Source organism: Rossellomorea pakistanensis, assembly GCF_016908495.1.
Lineage (GTDB): Bacteria > Bacillota > Bacilli > Bacillales > Bacillaceae_B > Rossellomorea > Rossellomorea pakistanensis.
Window position 1 is genome coordinate 16,657 of sequence record NZ_JAFBDZ010000001.1, and the last position, 20,207, is coordinate 36,863.

Consider the following 20,207-nt stretch of genomic DNA (forward strand, 5'->3'; position numbering starts at 1 on the left):
AGGCTGTGGATATAAGCTGTATTTTGTCTAAAATGATGCAGTGCATACATGAACAGTAACTTTTAGAAGCTGTTTCAAAATCAAGGGTCAGAATTAACTACTTTAACTTTAGTTCACAATCATTGTGTTTTTCTGAACTCCATTGGAACAGCTTCTTCCCCCTTAAATAGGAGGTCTTTAAAATGGCTGAAGCAGTTAAGAAAACGAATAGTGTTAGTCATCTGCAAAAGAATAGTGTTAGTCGTCTACATAGAAAGAGACAGCTATGGGCGTTTGTCTTTATTTTTCCTCAATTACTATTTTTTATTGTTTTTACAATCTACCCAATTATCATGAGCTATGTCTATTCGCTCTATGATTGGCCAGGAATCGGTGCTCTGGATGATTTTGTCGGAATCGATAATTTTATGCGTGCATTACAGGATCCAAGCTTTTGGAATGCCTTTAAGAATACTTTCATCTATATGGTCGGCGTAACGGTTTTATTGCTGCCTACTAGTTTGTTAGTGGCGATGCTTTTAAATAATGTTTTAAAAAGAAGCTCCGTTTTTTACAGAACGATCTTCTTTTTACCAGTAGTCACCACTACAGCAATCATCGGGATCGTCATGAGAAAGGTGTTTGGATCTGGTGGAATATTTGACGAAATATTAATGACCTTAAATATTATCGATGCCCCCTTTCCGTGGCTAGGGTCACCAGTGACAGCCATGATTATTGTCATTGTTGTAGGAGCTTGGAAATTCTTTGGAATGATGATGGTGTATTGGCTTGCGGGGCTACAAACCTTACCGAAGGATGTGCTTGAAGCAGCAAGTATCGATGGCTGTAATACTTGGCAGAAATTAAGGAATGTCATCATCCCCATTCTGATGCCAGTAGGGTTAGTGATTCTATTATTGTGTGTAACTAGCAGTCTTCATGTCTTTGATTTAGTGTTAACGCTGACAGGAGGGGGACCTTATTTCAGTACGGATGTAGTAGATTTATATATTTATCGTTATGCCTTTAACCCAGAGTCAGGTTTACCATCAATGGGCTATGCATCAGCAGCTGGTGTTGTGTTTGGTGTTGCTGTATTTGCTATTGTGCTAGTTATTGGATGGTTTACAAGAAGAGCGAAGGCAAGGATATAGTGGGGAGGTACTTTAGGTGAAAAGGTTTATACCAAGGCTTTTCTTACACATCGCATTATTGATAGCTGGTGTGATTTGGATCTATCCGTTTATTTGGATGATTTCGGCATCACTTAAAAAGAATTTCGAGTTGATTAACTCGGGACTATCTTTAATTCCAAAAGAGGCACAATGGAGTAATTATATTCGCGCATGGGAGGAGGCGAACTTTTCAGGGTATTTCTTTAACACTGTTATTATTACCGTGTTTACGGTCTTAATAGTCCTCATTATGTGTGCGTTGACGGGGTATGCATTAGCAAGAGTACAATTCCCAGGTAGAAAGCTATTCATTGTTTTAATTACCGCAACGATGTTTATTCCTAAAGGCTATACAATTATCCCAATCTATATGATTATCAAAAATTTAGGCTTACTAAATACACTTGGAGGAGTTATTTTAGCGGAATCTAGTGGCGCACATGTATTGTTTATCCTTTTATTTATGGCATACTTCAGCAAGCTGCCAAAAGAGCTAGAAGAATCTGCTGTAATGGACGGAGCTGGTTTTCTTCGAACGTTTTGGAGCATTATGCTTCCATTATCGAAGCCTATCATTGCGACGGTAGCGATCATGCAATTTATTTGGACATGGAATTCTTTCTTCATCCCATTAGTGTTTACATTAAATAAGCCAGAATTAAGAACCCTTGCTGTTGGAATGTATTCCTTTGTCGGAGAGCATTCAGTAGATTGGGTCGGCATGGCAGCAGGTGCAACGATATCTCTTTTACCTGTTATTATCATTTTTATTATCTTTCAACGCTTCTTTATCGAAGGCGTGTCAGGCTCTGTTAAAGGGTAATGCCATTATTTTTGTAGAATCTAGGGTTTTGAATTGGCGTGCGAATAGTCAAGAAGATAATGATCAATGTTTTAAAAAGAAAGGGGAACAATCTTGAGAAACTTAAAGGTCCAGGATGGCGAATTATGGCTAGGGGAAAAGCCGATTCAATTAATATCAGGTGCCATTCATTATTTTAGAATGGTGCCGGAACAATGGAAAGATCGATTGGAAAAGCTAAAAGCTTGCGGCTTTAATTGTGTTGAATTCTACATTCCTTGGAATTTACATGAACCAGTATCAGGGGAGTATCATTTTGAAGGTATTGCCAATGTCGAAAGGTTTATTCAGTTAGCAGACGAATTAGGTCTTTTGGTTATCGTTCGTCCCAGTCCGTACATCTGTGCAGAATGGGAGTTTGGAGGACTTCCTTCATGGCTATTAAAGGATGAAAATATCCGATTACGTTCAAGTGATCAAAGCTTCTTGAAATATGTAGATCGATATTTAAAAGTGATTCTAAATGTATTGAAGCCATACCAAAGTACAAATGGCGGGCCAATAATCGCCATGCAAATTGAAAATGAGTATGGTAGTTATGGAACGGATCAGGAGTATTTAAAGCATTTAAGAGACGTCATGATAGATAATGGGATCGATGTATTGCTTTTTACTTCAGATGGTCCAACAGATGCCATGCTTCAAGGAGGAACGATGGATGGTACTTTGGCTACATTGAATTTTGGTTCCAAATCAGATGAAGCATTTAAAAAACTCGAAGAATTTCATCCGAATTCTCCTAAAATATGTATGGAATATTGGAATGGCTGGTTTGATCATTGGGGAGAAGAGCATCATACACGCGACCATAAAGATGCTGCTGATACATTTAAGCATATGCTCGAAACAGGAGTATCCGTTAACTTTTATATGTTCTATGGCGGGACCAACTTTGGATTTTACAATGGAGCCAACTTTGGAGAATTTTATCAGCCCACAATAACAAGCTATGATTATGATGCTCCATTAACTGAAGCAGGGGATTATACTGAAAAGTATCATGCTATTCGTGAGATCATTGCCAATCATACAAAGATTGAATTGCCTACATTACCTAAAGAATCTACGAAAAAGAGCTATGGAGAAGTAGAACTAAAACAATCTGTTAGTTTATTTAATGCTCTTCCGGATTTAACTAGGGCAATTCATTCGCCAGATCCATTGCCAATGGAAAAGGTAGATCAGGATTATGGGTTTATTCTATATCGAAAATTTTTAAAAGGTCCGAGAGAAAAAATGGTTCTTCAGCTTCAAGAGGTTCGAGATCGGGCACTCATTTTTCTTAACAACGATTATCAAGGTGTCATCGATCGCTGGGAAGATTCAACAGTAGAGTTCTCTGTTCCGAAAGAAGGAGTGCTTCTCGATATTTTAGTGGAGAATATGGGGCGCATAAATTATGGACCGAAATTAAAAGATCCCAAGGGAATAACCGAAGGAATCCGACATGGACGTCAGTTTCTTCATCATTGGGACATCTATCCACTCCCACTAGATAATCTTACAGCCTTGTCGTTTACCAAGGATCAATCACATCATGGGCCGGCGTTTTATAAAGGAGAATTTCAAGTGGATGAACCACATGATACATTCCTTGCACTTCCTGGCTGGAAAAAAGGGGTAGTTTATATCAATGGTTTTAATGTAGGAAGGTATTGGGAAAAGGGTCCTCAAGAAACACTATATGTCCCTGCTCCATTGTTAGAAAAAGGTACCAATGAATTGAAAATCTTTGAATTACATGAAAGCAAGGGAAAGCTTGTTCATTTTGTCGATCAACCTAATCTTGGATGAATAAGAACTACGTCAATGATAAATTCGAGGTGGTCAGCATGGAGAAACTGAAACAAAAATTTAAAGAAAAGTTTGGCTCGGAAGGTGAAATGAAAGCCTTTTTTGCTCCCGGACGCGTCAACTTAATTGGGGAGCATATCGATTACAACGGAGGTCACGTCTTCCCATGTGCATTAAGTATTGGAACATATGCCATTGCTAGAAAACGAAATGATCATAAAATCATGCTATTTTCACAAAATTTTGAGGACTCGGGTATCGTCGAAGTTGATTTACATAACTTGACTTTCAACGATACCCACGAATGGGCAAACTACCCAAAAGGAGTAATAGCAACTTTCTTACAAGCAAACTATTCTCTCCCAGTTGGATTGGAAATCGCCTTTTGGGGAAATATTCCGAATGGTGCTGGGTTATCATCGTCAGCCTCTATTGAACTAGTAACCTCCATAATAATAAAAGAGCTATACCAGCTCAACATTGAAATGATAGACATAGTTAAGCTCTCACAAAAGGCGGAAAATGAATATATAGGTGTGAATTGTGGAATAATGGATCAGTTCACAATCGGCATGGGAAAAAAAGGGCATGCGATTCTTCTGAACTGCCATACTTTTGAACATTCCTATATTCCTATTTCGCTAGATAAGTACACTCTCGTTATTGCCAACACAAACAAACGTCGAGGGCTTTCTGATTCAAAATACAATGAGCGTAGAAATGAGTGTAAACAAGCATTAACAGCATTGAATAAAAAAGTAGCTGTCGAAGCATTAGGAGATCTTACGGTTGCAGAGTTTGAAAAATATAAATATCTCATTAATGACCCGATTGTTAAAAAAAGGGCAAAGCATGCAGTATATGAAAATAACCGAACATTGAAAGCTGTTGAAAGGCTGAATCAAAATGACATCGAGAGCTTCGGTCGATTAATGAATGAATCACATCGATCTTTACGTGATGATTATGAAGTATCTTGTATGGAATTGGATACCCTTGTGGAATTAGCATGGAATGAAGGAGCGATAGGGTCAAGAATGACAGGTGCAGGGTTTGGAGGTTGTACAATTAGTATTGTTGACCAAAAAGAGATTGATGTTTTTATAGATAGCGTTAGTGCAGCATATTATGAACAAACAGGTTTAATTGCGGACTTTTACGTTGTTGAGATCGGGGAAGGTGCTAATAGACTTTAAGGAGGAATGGTCATGTCAGTACTAGTATGTGGAGGTGCGGGCTATATTGGGAGTCACGCTGTCGCACAATTACTGGATCGAAACGAAGACGTAATCGTGGTTGATAATCTAGAAAAAGGCTATAACGATGCTATTCTTGATGGAGCGAACTTCTACTGTGGTGATTTACGTTCTCAGGTATTCATTGATCATGTTTTTGAGGAAAATAAAATTGATTCTGTTTTACATTTCGCCGGCGATTCGCTTGTAGGTGAAAGTGTAGAAGATCCCTTGAAATATTATGATAACAATGTCCGCGGTGCCATTAGCTTGTTAAGAGCGATGGTGAAGTATGATGTAAAACACATCGTTTTCTCTTCAACAGCGGCCGTTTACGGGGAACCTAAACAAGTTCCTATCTGTGAAGAGGCTTTAACTGATCCAACCAATCCATACGGGGAAACAAAGCTTACGATTGAAAAAATGCTGAAATGGAGTGAACGGGCCCATGGAATTCGGTATGTAGCTCTCCGCTATTTTAATGTTGCAGGTGCTGATCCATTAAGTCGTATCGGGGAAGACCACAGACCCGAAACGCATTTAATTCCCATCATTTTAGAAGTTGCACAAGGAAAACGTGAAAAGATCATGATTTTCGGCGACGATTATCCAACACCTGATGGCACTTGTATTCGTGACTACATTCATGTGAACGATTTAGTAAATGCCCACTTACTTGCGATCGAAAAGCTAAAAACAAGTAAAGAAAGTGCCGTTTACAATTTAGGGAATGGCCGAGGATTTTCGGTAAAAGAAGTGATTGAAGCGGCTAGAAAAGTAACAAAGCATGATATTCCCACAGAGATTGCTCCACGAAGAGAAGGTGATCCCGCTAGGCTCGTCGCCTCTTCAAACAAAGCTGCTCGCGAACTGGGGTGGAAGCCTCATTATGATGGTATTGAAATGATGATCCATACGGCATGGACTTGGTGTAAAAATAATCCAAATGGCTACAGTAAATAACCTGAAAGGGGGAAGAAGGGTTGACAATTCATCATCATATTGAACGATTGATTCAATATGGATTACAGAAGAAGTTGATTTCCGAATGGGAGATCGATTATGTCTACAACTCTTTGCTTCAGTTATTTAAGGTAGAGGAAGTGATACCTTCTACATCCATGATGAATGAGTACCTAGATACACCAGTACCTATTCTTGAAAATATGCTGGACTACGCTTTTCAAATTGGATTAATTGAAGATAATACGGTTACAGAGAGAGATTTATTTGATCCAAAAATTATGAATCAGCTTATGCCTAGGCCTTCAGAAGTGATTAGTGAATTTTTCAAACGGTATGAAACGGTTGGGGCAAAATCAGCGACCCACTATTTTTATCAATTATCACAGGATAGTCATTACATACGTACCGATCGAATTCGTAAAAACAAGCATTGGCTCAGTAAAACAGAATATGGCGACCTTGAAATTACGATTAATCTTTCAAAACCAGAAAAAGATCCAACAGCGATCGCAAAAGCTAAATTAAAACCATCAGCATCTTACCCAAAATGCCTATTGTGTAAAGAGAATGTCGGCTACGCAGGAAGTTTTAATCATCCCGCACGAGAAAACCATCGTATCATTCCGATTGAATTAGAAACCGAGCAATGGTTTCTTCAATATTCTCCATACGTTTATTATAACGAGCATGCGATTATCTTGTCTGGTGAGCATCGACCGATGAAAATCTCTATTGAAGGATTTGATCGGTTATTACATTTCACTGAACAGTTTCCACATTATTTTATTGGGTCAAATGCAGATATTCCAATAGTAGGTGGTTCGATTCTAAGTCATGATCACTACCAAGGGGGACATCATGAATTTCCGATGGCAAAAGCACCGACAGATGTTACGTTTTCTATAGAGGGTTATGAAGATATTGAAGCAGGGATTGTGCGCTGGCCAATGTCGGTTATCCGCCTCATAGGTGTTAATCGGAAACGAGTTTCCGAACTTGCGGGTGTGATTCTCGACTCTTGGCGAGGATACAGTGATGAAAAAGCTGATATTTTAGCGGAAACCGATGATGGCCCGCACAATACGATAACACCTATTGCTCGTAACCGTGATGGCAAATTTGAGCTTGATCTCGTATTGCGGAATAATCGGACGAATGAACAGTATCCAATGGGGATTTTTCATCCACACGAGGAGGTTCATCATCTTAAAAAGGAAAATATCGGGTTAATCGAAGTAATGGGATTAGCTGTTTTACCGGGAAGATTAGTAAATGAACTTAATCAATTAGCAGAATATATCCTTCAAGAAGAACTTGAAACAAAAGCAATAAAAGATAAGCAAACAGCACACCATTTCCCATGGGCTCAAGAAATTGTAGGGAAGTATGGAAGACTTACAAGAGAGAATATACATGAAATGATCCAGCAGGAAATTGGAAAAAGGTTTTCTATAGTTCTTGAACATGCAGGTGTGTTTAAACGTAACAAAGAAGGCAAAGACGCTTTCTTTAGGTTTATTGAACAAATTAAGCAATAGGGGGGGAGTAGAAATGATCCATTCAACATCGTACAAAGCATCGATATTTAAAGGCCTCAATTCGATTACACTTGAAAATGATCATATCCGCTGTATTATCCTCCCATCATACGGTGGAAAAATGGTCAGTTTTTATGATAAAAAAGCGGAGTATGAATGGTTGTTTCAGTCAAAACAGGACACACTGACGATTCCCCCATACGGAGCAGATTTCTCAAAATATGATTCTAGCGGATTCGACGAGATGTTTCCCGGAATTGATAAAGGTCCACATCCAAATTCCTTCATGATGATCCCTGATCATGGGGAGGTTTGGACACTTCCATGGTGTTTAAAGGAAGTTGAGGGTGGTATTCAATTGGATGTAAAAAGTCCGAACTTTCCTTATTCGTTAACAAAAACATTGAAGATAACGGAGTCGGGTGTAAATATCAACTATGAAGCATTGAATCTCAGTGATGAGAGGTTTCCGTTTATTTGGACACCACACGCATTATTGAATTTGAATAGTGAGACACGAATAGAACTACCGGGTAGCTTGAAACAAGTCATAAATGTTGAAAAGGACACAAAGCATTTAGGGGAATGGGGCATGCATCATACGTACCCTCATACAAAATCGATGTCGACGGGAGAACGAATTGATTTATCAAAACTAGAACCAAAAGAAGCAGCGACAGTTGAAAAGTTTTATTTTACTGAACGATTGCATGAAGGCTGGTGTTCATTAGTGCAGCCAGAGGTAAAAAGGAAACTTACCTATACATTTCCGGTTGAGAAGGTTCCGTTCCTCGGTGTATGGAAAACCCGCGGAGGCTACAGAGGTGAGTACAATGTGGCACTTGAGCCGTGTACAGGAGTCTATGATGATGTTTATTTGGCAGAAAAAATCGGGAAAGCTTCTAGCATCCCAGCCAATGATTCGTATAATTGGTTTTTAAAAATAGATGTGAGTGATGTAAACTAGGTTGACAATCAATCATACTTCTTCCAAGCTCTTCTGCTTTGTGCAGAGGAGCTTGTTTAATAGTAGTAAATTTAAAACATCTCTAAGAAAATGAACAGAAGGAATTTATTGTATAAAAATGAAATGAATGTTAGATTATGGGTATTATAGATAGTATATTAGAACTTAATGATATACTTTTTTGTCGATAACGTTGAATGATATGCTTGGAGTGAAAGAAGATGAATTGGAAAGAGCATCATAGTAAGAATGCCAATAGATGTTTATGGATGGGTAGTTTCGTATTAATAGGTGGTCTATTGATTGGTTTCCTTTGCTGGAAGTTTGAATGGATTGGCAGTACAGAGGAAAATGTACTTACCACAGTGGAAATTAGCATCATTGGAATTCTATTGATAGGTGTTGGATTTTCTCAAAAACGTAAAGCCGGTATAAAAAAGACAGCTGAACGATTTAAAGGGGAATCGAATGGTGAATCATGGGTTGTTCAGGATGCGGAATTGATGATCAAGTCTTTATCAAGCTTTCAATCAACCTACCGTTATTTTTCTATTAATGGTGAAATTTTGCTAGAATTTAAAGAAACTAGTAAGCTGCCTTTTTTGATAGTAGGCTTTGTGGTAAACGGTTTAAACCATTTTTTAAAACGTTCATTTATTTTATCAGATAGACATGGAAGAACACGATTAATTTTTAAGCAAAATGCAGGATTAAATACTCCTATTGAGATTTTTTTACCAACAGGCGAGAAAATCGCACATTATAAGGAAGCTTGGATGAGAGCTGAAATCGATGTTTATGACGGGAAAGGAACGATGATAGGGAAGGTAAAAAAAGATGATGTTTTAGGAACCACTTTTACGGTTTTCGATCAGGATGAACACACAATAATGAGATTTTATAATGGAGGACTTCCCTCCAAGAACTACGATTATTGGTCAAGTAGCGATGATTTAATTAAGATTATGGGTAACCTTTCAACACACGAACTGTTGTTTAGGCAGACAATTGCTCTACCAGCATTTCTAAAAATGAAATATAAAAAATAAGGAGGAGCCAAAATTGACTTCTTATGAGTTAAAGGTAAAAGAATACATAGAATCTACTAAGATTGAAGCTGAGCATATAACGTTAAAGCAATCATGTCATTCTGTTTCCGATGCTGTTGAAGCAATAGGGGTTTCAGAAAATGAGGTTGTTAAAAATATTTGCATGATCGATCAAAATGGGAGGTTCATTGTTGCCATTGTTAGAGGAGGGGACCGAGCGAGTACATCCCGTGTAGGGAAGGCATTAGAGATTGAGAGACCTAGATTAGCAGATGAAGATGAAGTATTAAAGTATACAGGTTACCCAGCTGGGGGAGTACCTTCCTTTGGGTTTGATGCAGAGTTTGTAATTGATCAAAAGGTAACGGAAATGGATACTGTTTATACAGGAGGTGGTTCCCCTTATTCCTTGGTGAAAATAATGGTGGAAGACTTACTCCGAATAAATAAGGGGAAGGTTATACGAGCAAGAAAATAATTTCTACAGTCAATCTTGATGGACTATTCTCAAAAAAAGTGCCATAGATGGAAGAACATTAAAACATTTTCTATCGATAAAAATAATTCGGTCCCGAGCCTTTTTAAAACAACCCAATCTTTGTTTTCTAAAAGGGTTCTCTACTATGCTTTCAATTAGTATAAGAAAAAAAGAAGGACAGTCGTAACAACTCCAACCCATATAGCGAGTAAAAAGCAATATCCCATAATATGACGGATATGCAGACCCACAATACTTAAAATAGGCAAAGCCCAAAACGGCTGAATAAGATTCGTCCACGCATCTCCCCAGCCTACAGCCATTGCAATTGACGCAGGATCCACCCCTAATTGCATTCCTGCTGGAACTTGTAATGGTCCTTGAAGTGCCCATTGACCACCACCAGATGGAGCTAAAATGTTGACGAGACCTGCTGTCCAATAAGTAAAGACATCAAAGGTTTCTTTATTTGCAACAGATATCATCCCATCGATAATCGCTTGGCCCAATCCTGAGCTTGTGAGGACAGCGATGATTCCTGCATAAAAAGGAAACTGTAAAATAATCGGTGAAGTAGAGCTTGCTGCTTCCTTAAATGCATTTCCAAATTGTCCCAATGAACGGTGGAGGATTAAACCAAGTGAGAGAAATAAAATATTGATAATATTTAAGTCAAGATCTCGTCCTATCATAAACTCATTTACTACATAAACGAGTCCAATTGCCCCTGTTACGATTCCCAAAATTGGGGTTCGCTCCAATTTTAATGCAGGTGAATCAGCGTGCTCGATATCATTACCTTTCTTTTTGGGAACTTCCTTTTCTACATATGGTTTTATGTTTGTTTTTGGCGCCATAAAACAAATGAAGATCGGCATGGTAATTAATAAAACGGCAAATATTATGATCGTTGAAGGGTGGAAGATGGTTTCCGATGTTGGAATGATGCCCATTACATCAGCTAAAAAGTGATCTTTCGTAGCGACCGTTAATCCAATAGAGCTCGATAATCCCGCTGTGTAAAGGACGGTTGGTGAATATGCTGCTGCCACTAAAAGAGGAAAATGAGCATTTTGATTTCTTTTCCCAACTTCTCGAACAAGAATAGCCCCAACAACCACGGCAAGTCCCCAGTTAATGTAATAGGCCAGTGCTGTGACAACAAAGGTTAAGACATAAGCTTTCTTTGGTGTACTTGCTAAACTAGCTAAAGATCCAAGCCCTTTTTTCACGACGGGAACAGCAGCCAAAACCATTCCAGTTAAAAGCAACAGGACCATTTGCATTGTAAAAGTAAGATAAACCCAAAAGCCATCCCCAAACGATTTAAAAAGTGAAATCGGTTCAGTTGGGTTGGTTAAGAAACCAACTAGAAAAGTGAACAATGTAAGAAGAACAGCAATGACAAAGGCATCTGGAATATAGCGTTGCACTCCACTAGAGACACGATCCGCAATTCTAGCTAACATACACAATCACTCCTTTTTTGTTCTTGATACAGTATATTTTTATTATGGAAATACATGTCCATTGAAAAGTAAACATTAAGATGATTGATATATGGTTTGAAAGGGATTAGAAGGAATTATTGGGCTTCATAAAGAATTATTTAATAGGGGGGATAGCAATGGAAATAATAGAAATCGGGCAAAAGAAGGAATTATTTAACGATGCTGTTCATGTTTTTTGGAAAGAATGGGGCAACGAAGATAACTTCAAGTTCTATCAAGATTGTATGATTCATTCATGTAAGACGGAGGACGAAATACCGAGATTCTATGTAGCTTTAATCAATGAATCAATTATAGGTACATATGCATTGATTCGAAATGATCTAAATAGTCGTCAAGATTTATCCCCTTGGCTTGCCTGTTTATTTGTGGATCCTAAATATAGAGGCAGCGATATTGGAGCAAAGCTTCTTCAGCATGCGATGGAAGAGACATCCAAAAAAGGATATGAAAATCTTTATCTAACGACAGATTTGGAAGGTTATTACGAAAGATATGGATGGCAGCATCTGACAGACTGTTATGGTGTAAGTGGTGGCTCTATTAAGGTTTATACTAAATCAGTAAAGTAGAGGATAATAGGCTAATATTTAGCACAAATGTCTTGAGGTTACCAAAAGATCGACTAGAGTACCTTATTATTAGATTTTTTGTAGTTACTGACATTGGATGGAGCCCACACTTTAGCTGTTTTTCTATTCTGCTAAAAATATATATATCTATATTTCTGATCGTTTTGTGAAAGACCCCAATAGTTGTTTTATATCCAAGTCTTTATCCAAAATGATAAACTTAATCTGAGTGCTATCATTAGAATAACAATAATGGAGAAAAAAATTTCAAATACAATTGAAATAATAGCTTTAATAAAAACATTATCTACAATCGTTTTGTGCATAGGTTTTTATTTTTGTTTTTGAATGCCATGAAAAAAAGCAATTTCAAATGTAAAGAAAGAAACTAAGAGACTAGCAAATAAAGGTTTTGGTGAGTCCATAACACTAAAAATTAGCATACTAAAACTAAAAAGACATGCTCCAATAAATATAGGTAATGTAAATAGATTCGAAATTCATCACTCCTCTTATATTATTCTATTACGCTTTTTAGTAATTAAAGTTTTAAAAAATACATCAAAATGATAAACATTAAGTAAAATTATTAGAGGGGTTTAAATGAAATCTGATAAAAAAATTTATGAAGTTGATTTATATAAACCAATTCAACAATATTTTACAAACAAAGGTTATGAAGTCCATGGTGAGGTGAAACATTGTGATGTGGCAGCGGTAAAAGGGGAAGAACTAGTCATCGTTGAATTGAAACGGAATTTAACGGTGGAACTCTTGGTACAAGCTGCGAAAAGGCAGCGTCTAACGGATCTTGTCTATATAGCTATACCGAAACCAAAGTACAGTCTCTACTCCAGAAAGTGGCAGGACATATGCCATTTGATCAGAAGGTTAGAGCTAGGGTTGATTCTTGTTTCATTTCAGAAAAGTGGGGCGAAAATGGAGATCAGTATTCCACCAACCCCCTTTGATCGCTTAAAAAATATGAAGCGAAATAAGAAAAAAAGTAATGCAATCATAAAAGAGATAAATGGTAGAAACGGTGATTATAATATTGGAGGAAGCAACAAAACAAAGATCATGACGGCATATAAAGAGAATTGTATTCAAATCGCTTGTTTCCTTGAACGTTTTGGACCACTATCACCTAAAGCACTTAAAGAGAAGGGGACAGGTGAAAGAACACAATCGATTTTAAGTAAAAACTATTACGGCTGGTTTGATAAAGTTCAGAGGGGGGTCTATACCTTAAGTGAAAAAGGGAAAAATGAATTTTTATCTTTCCCTCAAATTGTAAAGTATTTTAACGAGAAGGAACCAAAACCTCCAAATTGATAAAGAGTAGTAAGAAATTTATGTTTTGAAAATCGTACCCGCATTTAAATGGAGTACGGTTTTTTTTTAGATAACCAAATAAGAGCACAAATGATCAAAAAATCACCTTTCACCTTCGATACAATCGTTATTAGGAAATATAAAATGAAAGGAATTGGAAAAGTGGATTACTATGAAAGAATGCAACAGGCTATTGAGTTCATTGAGAAAAATCTTCAAAAGGAATTAACAATTACGGATATTGCCTCAAAGACTTATTTCTCATCCTTTCATTTTCAGCGGCTTTTTCAGGCTATCACAGGTTTTTCTGTGCAGAAGTATATTCGACAAAGAAGATTATCAGAAGCTGCAATAAAAATGAAGGAGTCCAGTCAAAGCATATTAGAAATTGCCATTTCATTTCAATATGGTTCTCAGGAAGCATTTTCACGTGCGTTTATCAATTATTTCAATATTGCACCTGGAAAATTTAGGAGGAAGGATGTTCAGCTAGGAATACAGGCTAAGCTTAATCTACTAGATTTCAAGGAGAAAATGAAGGGGGAGTTAACCATTAATAAACCTAAAATAATCAGTTTAAACAAAATACATATTATCGGCCATGAATATAAGACAAATTTGAACAACGAAAAATATTTTGAAGAAATTCCAGGATTTTATGATCATTTTGGTAGAAATGAATATTACCTTAAGATTCCTTCGAAGATTGCACCTAATTTTGCATATGGTATATCGTGTAATTTTCATGATGATGGGAACTTTTCATTTATTGTCGGAGAAGAAGTAAGGAATGAGGCAAATGAATTAGAAAGCGGTTTTATTAATTTTGAGATACCAGAAGGAAAATATGCTGAGTTTACCATTGATGGTCCTTCGGAATTAGTTCAAAATACAAGAAGATATATTTACGGCACATGGCTTCTGAATTCAAATTATGAAAGGAATGCAGGCCCTGATTTCGAGGTAACAGACGTTTGTAACTCCATTTTCCCAAATAGAATGAGGGTGAAGATTTATATACCGATTAAATAGTTTGCATTTTCGGATTTAAGGCAGCTTTCAAGCTATATGTTGGTTTCTCTTTCATAAATTATGACATGGATCGATGGTGGAAGAGTTTTCAATTGGTTTCTCATTTTTGGATTTTCACATCCGTTTGACCACATGTTTTGCTGAGTCTCCGTATCAATATCTATTTTAAAATGAAACCATCGGTTATCCAAAAGCATGGAGTAATTATTTATTTGTCCAATTTCACTGATAATTTGTCCATTGTAGTTCATAATTTGTCCAAGTCACCAGTTTATTTGTCCAAATCAATCTATATATTGACCGTTCGACAAAAACCTGCATATTTCGAAAAGAAATAGTGTGGTCCCTATGTGGTAGAGATTACAAACCTATGGAAAAAGAATGGTCAAAGAGAGCACACTTTGACCATTCTTTTGCTATGTGAATTTATCCTGTTTCATTATTCACGATCACTGCTTTTTCAATACCGGAATCCAAATTTCGCTTTTAAACGTTTGCGAAGTGACATCTTTCCCTTCGTTCCACAAAATTTCTGGTCCCTCTGTTTGTTCATAGCTTGAAGATGGAAACCACTCGGAATAGATTCGTCCCCAAATATCCTGCAGTGTGTCGGGAAATGGTCCAACAGATTCGAAAACAGCCCATGTTAACGCCGGAACTTCGAGTTGTGTGAGATTATTTGGACACTCCTTTGTTGTTGCCGCTCCAATATAATGATCAAGCTCACCTTTTTCCTCCATACGACCTTCAGAAAAGTTAGTGGATGCACTTATCAATCCCAGCGGGTTTACATTAGAAAGCTTCTTAAGTGTTTGGATCATTTCCTCATTTAACGTTTTCCACATAGAGGCAATCTCTGGATTCACCCCGTGGAAAATGATCGGAACCCTTTTCTTGATCCCAACTATGCGAAATGCCTCTTTTTCTTCGATTCGATAGTTCGTTTCATTTCCTCCTTTAATGGTTAGTTGGAAGGTCATTCGAGGATAAGCTTTTAGTGATTGCCCATTGTTTCTCGCTTCTGACGGCGTTATACCATGCAAATTTTGAAAGGCTCTTGTAAAGGAGTCTGGTGAGCTATATCCATATTTCATCGCAGCATCGATGATCCTAATGCTACTATTATGAATCTCAAATGCTGCAAGGGTAAGGCGTCTGCGACGAATGTATTCAGACAATGCAATGCCTGCAAGGAAAGAAAACATTCTTTTAAAATGATATTCTGAACAAAACGAAATCCTTGCTACTTCCTTATAGTCAATATCGCCGGTAAGATGATCTTCAATATAGTCTAATGCACCATTCATGTTTTCAAGCAAATCCATTTTATGACCTCCCTCTCACTAAAAGAATAGCAGGAGTTGTTTAGACCTTTCCGACATTTCGTGCACAATGATGTGGGGTTTTATACAAACCAAAACATTAATCTCTAATAAAGCATTCGCCATAAATAAAATGTGGCATAGGACTCCCAATTGGTCCAAGTGGATGATAGCTTTAAGATTTCTTCTTTGGATGGTTTCTTATCCGTTTTCATGATGAGTTTAATCGAATTGTGCAAGCCGACATCATCCATTGGAAAAGCAGACGGAAAACGGAGGCAGCGCATTAACACATAATTGGCAGTCCAAGGTCCTATTCCTCGTATTTTCACAAGTATTTTTTCCGCTTTTTTATAATCACCAGTATCGCTTAGCAATTCTTTCGTTAATTGTCCATTTGCCAATAATTGGGCAACGCCGATTAAATATTCACATTTTTTCACCGTCATTTTGAGGTCTTTCAAATCTTCTACTGATAACGAAGCAATTTCTTCTAGTGACGGGAATAACCAATATTTTATTCCTTTCCAATCGACATACCTTCCATAAAGTTCTACAAATCGTCTCTTTAAGGTATACGCATAGGTGAGGTTAATCTGCTGTCCAAGAATTCCCCATGCTAATGCTTCAAATAGATCAGGTATGCCAATATTTCTCAGACCATAAAAGTTAGAAACAGGTTGGCTTAGCAAAGGATCTGATTTCGCTAGTTCATAAAACGGAATTAAATCAGTTTCTAAATCAAACCATTCCCGAATATATCTAGTAACTTCAGCTCTCAGCCATTTTTGTTTAGGCTTTGAGTGACCGAAGAAACGTACGGTCAGATTGGTATCGTTTTCTGCGCTGATTTCTACTAAGGGGGATTCATTTTCAATTGGGATTGCTCTGTAAATTTTATTGTCGACGATGGTAAACAAACATTCATTCGTCGATCTTGATAGATACTTCAAATTTTCTTTAAAACTAAACTCCTTTGGTGTTATGATCTTTACCACTTCTTTATGATCTTCCCAGGCTCCAAAGGGAATTCCCGAGTAACAATTTTTACAAGGCCGAAATCCAGCTTGTTCGGCTTCATGCCTAGTTTGAAATAGATGAGTATTTTCAGATAGTGGGTTTCCTTTACACCATGGAAAACAGTATTCCTTTATTGTTTTTACTCCAATAAAATAGGGTGCGTCCCATGTATATTCATTCTCGTCAAATTTCATATCGTTTCTCCTTGTTCATGACTTCTTGTACCTAATATAGTTCTATCACATTTTAGTCGAAAATCATTTCGTTATCTTGCTTTTACATTCGGAAATCATTCATTTATCAACTGTTCGGAGTATACTTAATGGAGGGGTGATGTCATGAAACCTATACCGAACGAATATTGGAAAGCCATTGTAGAAAATGATGCTTCCTATGATGATACGTTCTTTTATGGTGTTAAAACGACCGGAATCTTTTGTCGTCCATCGTGTAAATCAAGGGTTCCGAATAAAGAAAACGTCCGGATTTTTAAGAATGCGAAACTAGCTCAGTCTGAAAATTTTCGACCTTGTAAAAGATGTAAACCTGATGGCCTAATGTTACCTGATAAGGAGTGGATTGAACAAATAGTTGACTGGATTGATCAACATTATTACAAGCCTCTCACGCTAGAAACATTGTCAGAATTCGGTCACAGCAGTCCATATCATTTGCAGCGAACCTTTAAAAGAGTAAAAGGAATGAGCCCACTAGAATATATTCAACAGGTTCGTATCTCTCATGCCATTCATTACTTGATGAATTCAGATAAATCTGTAACAGAAATCGGGATGATGGTCGGGTTAACGAACACCGCTTATTTTATAACCTTGTTTAAGAAGAAAACAAAATGTACCCCAACTGAGTACCGAAAGAAATATGGGGGAACTAAGGAGGAAACGATTCATGAAAAACAGTAGACAAATGATTAATTGGTCAACTTTAACACACGATAATTGGCTATTTTATTTAGCGGCAACACCAAAGGGACTATGCTATGTGGGTTCACCCAATGGTTCCTTTACTGAGATGAAGGATTGGGTAACGCGCAGAATTCCTGAATTTGAATTGAAAGAGGATGACCAAGTGCTAAATCCATATAAAGTAGAACTTCTTGAATACTTTAATGGCAAACGTGAGTCGTTTACCTACTCTATAGATGCTCAAGGGACTTCCTTTCAACAAGAGATATGGAATGCCCTCAAGCGAATTCCGTACGGCGAAACGTATACGTATTCGCAAATTGCAGAATGGATACAGAAGCCAACTGCTGTTCGTGCAGTGGGAACGGCAATCGGAGCCAATCCTGTCCTGATTTCAGTCCCGTGCCACCGTGTAATAGGGAAAAACGGAACACTAACAGGTTATCGTGGCGGCTTGGACATGAAAAAATATTTATTACATCTTGAGAAAGGGGAGGGCACTAATGGTTAGCCAAATTAGAGCTGATTTAGATACATTGGATTGGAATTCCATCCATCAAACCCTAGACGAGCAGGGATTTGTAAAGCTGCCTGCCTTGCTGGATAGTGAACAATGTCAATTTCTAATGGATATGTATGACGAAGAATCCTATTATCGCAGTCGAATCGATATGGCGCGATACCGATTTGGGGAAGGAGAATATAAATATTTTCAAGCACCACTTCCACCGTTAATTCAGGAGTTAAGAACTGGGTTCTACCCTGAGCTTGCGAAGGCAGCAAATCGATGGTTTGAGCGGTTAGGGAAAGATACTCATTACCCGTCCACTCTTGATGAATTTCTGAAGCAATGCCATGAGAAAGAACAAGTTCGATCAACTCCATTAATCCTCAAATATGAAACGGGAGGGTATAATTGTCTGCACCAGGATATGTATGGAGATGTGTATTTTCCTTTCCAAGTGTTGTTCGCTTTAAATCAGCGTAATAAAGATTATACAGGCGGCGAATCCATCCTTGTGGAACAACGTCCAAGAGCACAAAGTCGAGGATATGTCATTACTCTTGATCAAGGGGAGGCGCTTATATTTCCAACCAACCATCGTCCAATTGAAGGAAAAAGAGGTTATTATAAAAACACGGTTCGACATGGAGTTAGTACTTTGACATCCGGTATTCGGTATGGATTGGGGATTATTTTTCATGATGCAAACTGATGGTGATATAAATTAAAAAATAAATTGGTTTATAAAAATCCTAAAACCCTTCTGAATAAGGGAACTGGTTTTCTATCACGGTATAGTCATTCCCTAAACCCATATACAGGATGCTCCTTTGGTTGCTCCTACTGCTACGTACATCAAATGCCGGTTTCAACATTCAGAAAAGAAGAATGGGAATTATTAGAAAAAGAGCTCACACGATCTAAGCCTAAAGGAAAGGTAACGATTTTTATGTCGTCAAGCACGGACCCGTATCAACCAGTTGAACATAAGGAAAAAATCACACGTTCTTTATTAGAGTTGAAGGTCGAAAACCAACCAGATTTTCTTTTTATAAAGACAAGGAGTCCTTTGGTTCGTAGGGACATAGATTTCAAAAAACAAGGTGCGGGTAAGTCTAACGATTGAGACAGACAGGAAAGATATTCGAAAGCTTTTTACCCCGGTTGCTCCTCCTATTCAAGCAAGTTTGAAGACACTGGAAATATTAAAAGAAGCGGGTGTACCGACTCAAGCGACGGTCGCTCCGTTATTACCGAGCAGTGAAGATTTTCCCAATATATTAGCAAGTCTGGTCAATCGGCTTTGCATCGATCATTACTTTATGGAAGACGGAAGGAACATCTGGGGATGGTTTAGAAGAGTGGTATAGTCCTACAGCCTATCAAGTTGTGTATGATAGGTGGAAAAGAGATTTCTCAGAAGATCAAATTCTTGTAAGTCAAAAAGAGTTTATGCCATAAAGGAAATTATATAATTGAACATCATAAATTGGTTGAAAATATCGGTCGACCTTCATTAGAAATCGGAATATATATCGGTCAACCGACTAGGCCAGCCTAAATGTTTACGCCTCCCGGTACTCTAAAATATTTGTGGCTCCTTTTAAGGAATGTGAATGCCCATCATTATAAGTGGTCATTCCTGAAAATTCATGATAGTGGCCTCTGTTTGGAATTATTATTGGAGGTCCCGTCCATTCCCGGAAATAATGAACATGCCCATCATCTAATGTAGTCTGTCCTTCAAATGAATGAACATGTTGATCCATTCCTTGCACTGTATCCTTTGTCGTTCCTTGAACAACATGTTGGTGTCCATCGTCAAATGAGGTAGGAGTCGAAAAAGAATGTTGATGAACAGCGCCCACCCTATTGTCCCACCAAATATATTCAATATCATGAAAATGATGATCTCTCATTTGTTTACCTCCTTTTTTCCTA

19 protein-coding genes and 1 pseudogene are annotated in these 20,207 nt (G+C 37.7%); 16 read left to right on the top strand and 4 right to left on the bottom strand.

Annotated elements, in window-relative coordinates; all coding sequences use genetic code 11:
• Positions 1 to 182 precede the first annotated feature (182 nt).
• From JOC86_RS00075 to JOC86_RS00115, 9 genes are all read left to right on the top strand, one after another.
• Positions 183 to 1,136, top strand: coding sequence for a carbohydrate ABC transporter permease (locus tag JOC86_RS00075; protein ID WP_205167761.1), 954 nt, complete (start codon positions 183 to 185; stop codon positions 1,134 to 1,136).
• A gap of 16 nt (positions 1,137 to 1,152) precedes the next feature.
• Entirely contained in the window at positions 1,153 to 1,980 is an 828-nt protein-coding gene (locus JOC86_RS00080; protein ID WP_338021689.1) for a carbohydrate ABC transporter permease, read from the top strand.
• Positions 1,981 to 2,073: 93 nt separating this feature from the next.
• Positions 2,074 to 3,813 (top strand): glycoside hydrolase family 35 protein, encoded by a 1,740-nt coding sequence (locus JOC86_RS00085; protein WP_205167762.1) that lies wholly within the window; start codon positions 2,074 to 2,076, stop codon positions 3,811 to 3,813.
• Complete coding sequence (locus JOC86_RS00090) at positions 3,810 to 5,009, top strand: galactokinase (protein WP_419095984.1); 1,200 nt, start codon at positions 3,810 to 3,812, stop codon at positions 5,007 to 5,009. Before JOC86_RS00085 ends, JOC86_RS00090 begins: the two co-directional genes overlap by 4 nt.
• A 12-nt stretch (positions 5,010 to 5,021) precedes the next feature.
• Positions 5,022 to 6,011, top strand: coding sequence for a UDP-glucose 4-epimerase GalE (gene galE / locus JOC86_RS00095; RefSeq protein WP_205167763.1), 990 nt, complete (start codon positions 5,022 to 5,024; stop codon positions 6,009 to 6,011).
• 20 nt (positions 6,012 to 6,031) lie between these two features.
• Positions 6,032 to 7,552 (top strand): UDP-glucose--hexose-1-phosphate uridylyltransferase, encoded by a 1,521-nt coding sequence (gene galT, locus JOC86_RS00100; RefSeq protein ID WP_205167764.1) that lies wholly within the window; start codon positions 6,032 to 6,034, stop codon positions 7,550 to 7,552.
• A gap of 13 nt (positions 7,553 to 7,565) precedes the next feature.
• Complete coding sequence (locus tag JOC86_RS00105; RefSeq protein ID WP_205167765.1) at positions 7,566 to 8,519, top strand: aldose epimerase family protein; 954 nt, start codon at positions 7,566 to 7,568, stop codon at positions 8,517 to 8,519.
• Positions 8,520 to 8,740: 221 nt separating this feature from the next.
• Positions 8,741 to 9,568 (top strand): hypothetical protein, encoded by an 828-nt coding sequence (locus tag JOC86_RS00110; protein ID WP_205167766.1) that lies wholly within the window; start codon positions 8,741 to 8,743, stop codon positions 9,566 to 9,568.
• 13 nt (positions 9,569 to 9,581) lie between these two features.
• Entirely contained in the window at positions 9,582 to 10,046 is a 465-nt protein-coding gene (locus JOC86_RS00115) for an aminoacyl-tRNA deacylase (RefSeq protein ID WP_205167767.1), read from the top strand.
• Positions 10,047 to 10,201: 155 nt separating this feature from the next.
• Here the strand turns inward: JOC86_RS00115 and JOC86_RS00120 are convergent, their stop codons facing one another.
• On the bottom strand, positions 10,202 to 11,515 hold the full coding sequence (locus tag JOC86_RS00120) for a short-chain fatty acid transporter (RefSeq protein WP_205167768.1): 1,314 nt from the start codon (positions 11,513 to 11,515) through the stop codon (positions 10,202 to 10,204).
• A 158-nt stretch (positions 11,516 to 11,673) separates the two neighbouring features.
• On the opposite strand from JOC86_RS00120, the gene JOC86_RS00125 reads away from it, so the two are divergent.
• The 3 genes from JOC86_RS00125 (at position 11,674) to JOC86_RS00135 (ending at position 14,496) form a co-directional block, all read left to right on the top strand.
• Entirely contained in the window at positions 11,674 to 12,129 is a 456-nt protein-coding gene (locus JOC86_RS00125) for a GNAT family N-acetyltransferase (RefSeq protein WP_205167769.1), read from the top strand.
• A gap of 603 nt (positions 12,130 to 12,732) precedes the next feature.
• On the top strand, positions 12,733 to 13,464 hold the full coding sequence (locus JOC86_RS00130; protein ID WP_205167770.1) for a DUF2161 domain-containing phosphodiesterase: 732 nt from the start codon (positions 12,733 to 12,735) through the stop codon (positions 13,462 to 13,464).
• Between the two features lie 162 nt (positions 13,465 to 13,626).
• Positions 13,627 to 14,496 carry an effector binding domain-containing protein gene (locus JOC86_RS00135; RefSeq protein ID WP_205169871.1) on the top strand — a complete coding sequence of 290 codons (870 nt, stop codon included), beginning with the start codon at positions 13,627 to 13,629 and terminating at the stop codon, positions 14,494 to 14,496.
• A 449-nt stretch (positions 14,497 to 14,945) separates the two neighbouring features.
• Here the strand turns inward: JOC86_RS00135 and JOC86_RS00140 are convergent, their stop codons facing one another.
• Positions 14,946 to 15,821 (bottom strand): AraC family transcriptional regulator, encoded by an 876-nt coding sequence (locus JOC86_RS00140; protein WP_205167771.1) that lies wholly within the window; start codon positions 15,819 to 15,821, stop codon positions 14,946 to 14,948.
• A 104-nt stretch (positions 15,822 to 15,925) separates the two neighbouring features.
• Positions 15,926 to 17,032, bottom strand: coding sequence for an Ada metal-binding domain-containing protein (locus JOC86_RS00145; protein ID WP_205167772.1), 1,107 nt, complete (start codon positions 17,030 to 17,032; stop codon positions 15,926 to 15,928).
• Between the two features lie 144 nt (positions 17,033 to 17,176).
• Between JOC86_RS00145 and JOC86_RS00150 the strand changes: the two genes are divergently transcribed.
• The 4 genes and pseudogenes from JOC86_RS00150 to JOC86_RS00165 all read left to right on the top strand — a co-directional run bounded on the left by JOC86_RS00150 (position 17,177) and on the right by JOC86_RS00165 (position 19,727).
• Positions 17,177 to 17,758 carry a bifunctional transcriptional activator/DNA repair enzyme AdaA gene (locus tag JOC86_RS00150; protein ID WP_205167773.1) on the top strand — a complete coding sequence of 194 codons (582 nt, stop codon included), beginning with the start codon at positions 17,177 to 17,179 and terminating at the stop codon, positions 17,756 to 17,758.
• Entirely contained in the window at positions 17,745 to 18,272 is a 528-nt protein-coding gene (locus tag JOC86_RS00155; protein WP_205167774.1) for a methylated-DNA--[protein]-cysteine S-methyltransferase, read from the top strand. Before JOC86_RS00150 ends, JOC86_RS00155 begins: the two co-directional genes overlap by 14 nt.
• Positions 18,265 to 18,978: a 2OG-Fe(II) oxygenase gene (locus JOC86_RS00160; RefSeq protein WP_205167775.1), complete on the top strand. Its 714-nt coding sequence runs from the start codon at positions 18,265 to 18,267 to the stop codon at positions 18,976 to 18,978. Before JOC86_RS00155 ends, JOC86_RS00160 begins: the two co-directional genes overlap by 8 nt.
• Before the next feature lie 24 nt (positions 18,979 to 19,002).
• A pseudogene (locus tag JOC86_RS00165) lies at positions 19,003 to 19,727 on the top strand (radical SAM protein).
• Between the two features lie 104 nt (positions 19,728 to 19,831).
• Here the strand turns inward: JOC86_RS00165 and JOC86_RS00170 are convergent.
• Positions 19,832 to 20,185 carry a YmaF family protein gene (locus JOC86_RS00170; protein WP_205167776.1) on the bottom strand — a complete coding sequence of 118 codons (354 nt, stop codon included), beginning with the start codon at positions 20,183 to 20,185 and terminating at the stop codon, positions 19,832 to 19,834.
• Positions 20,186 to 20,207: the final 22 nt, after the last annotated feature.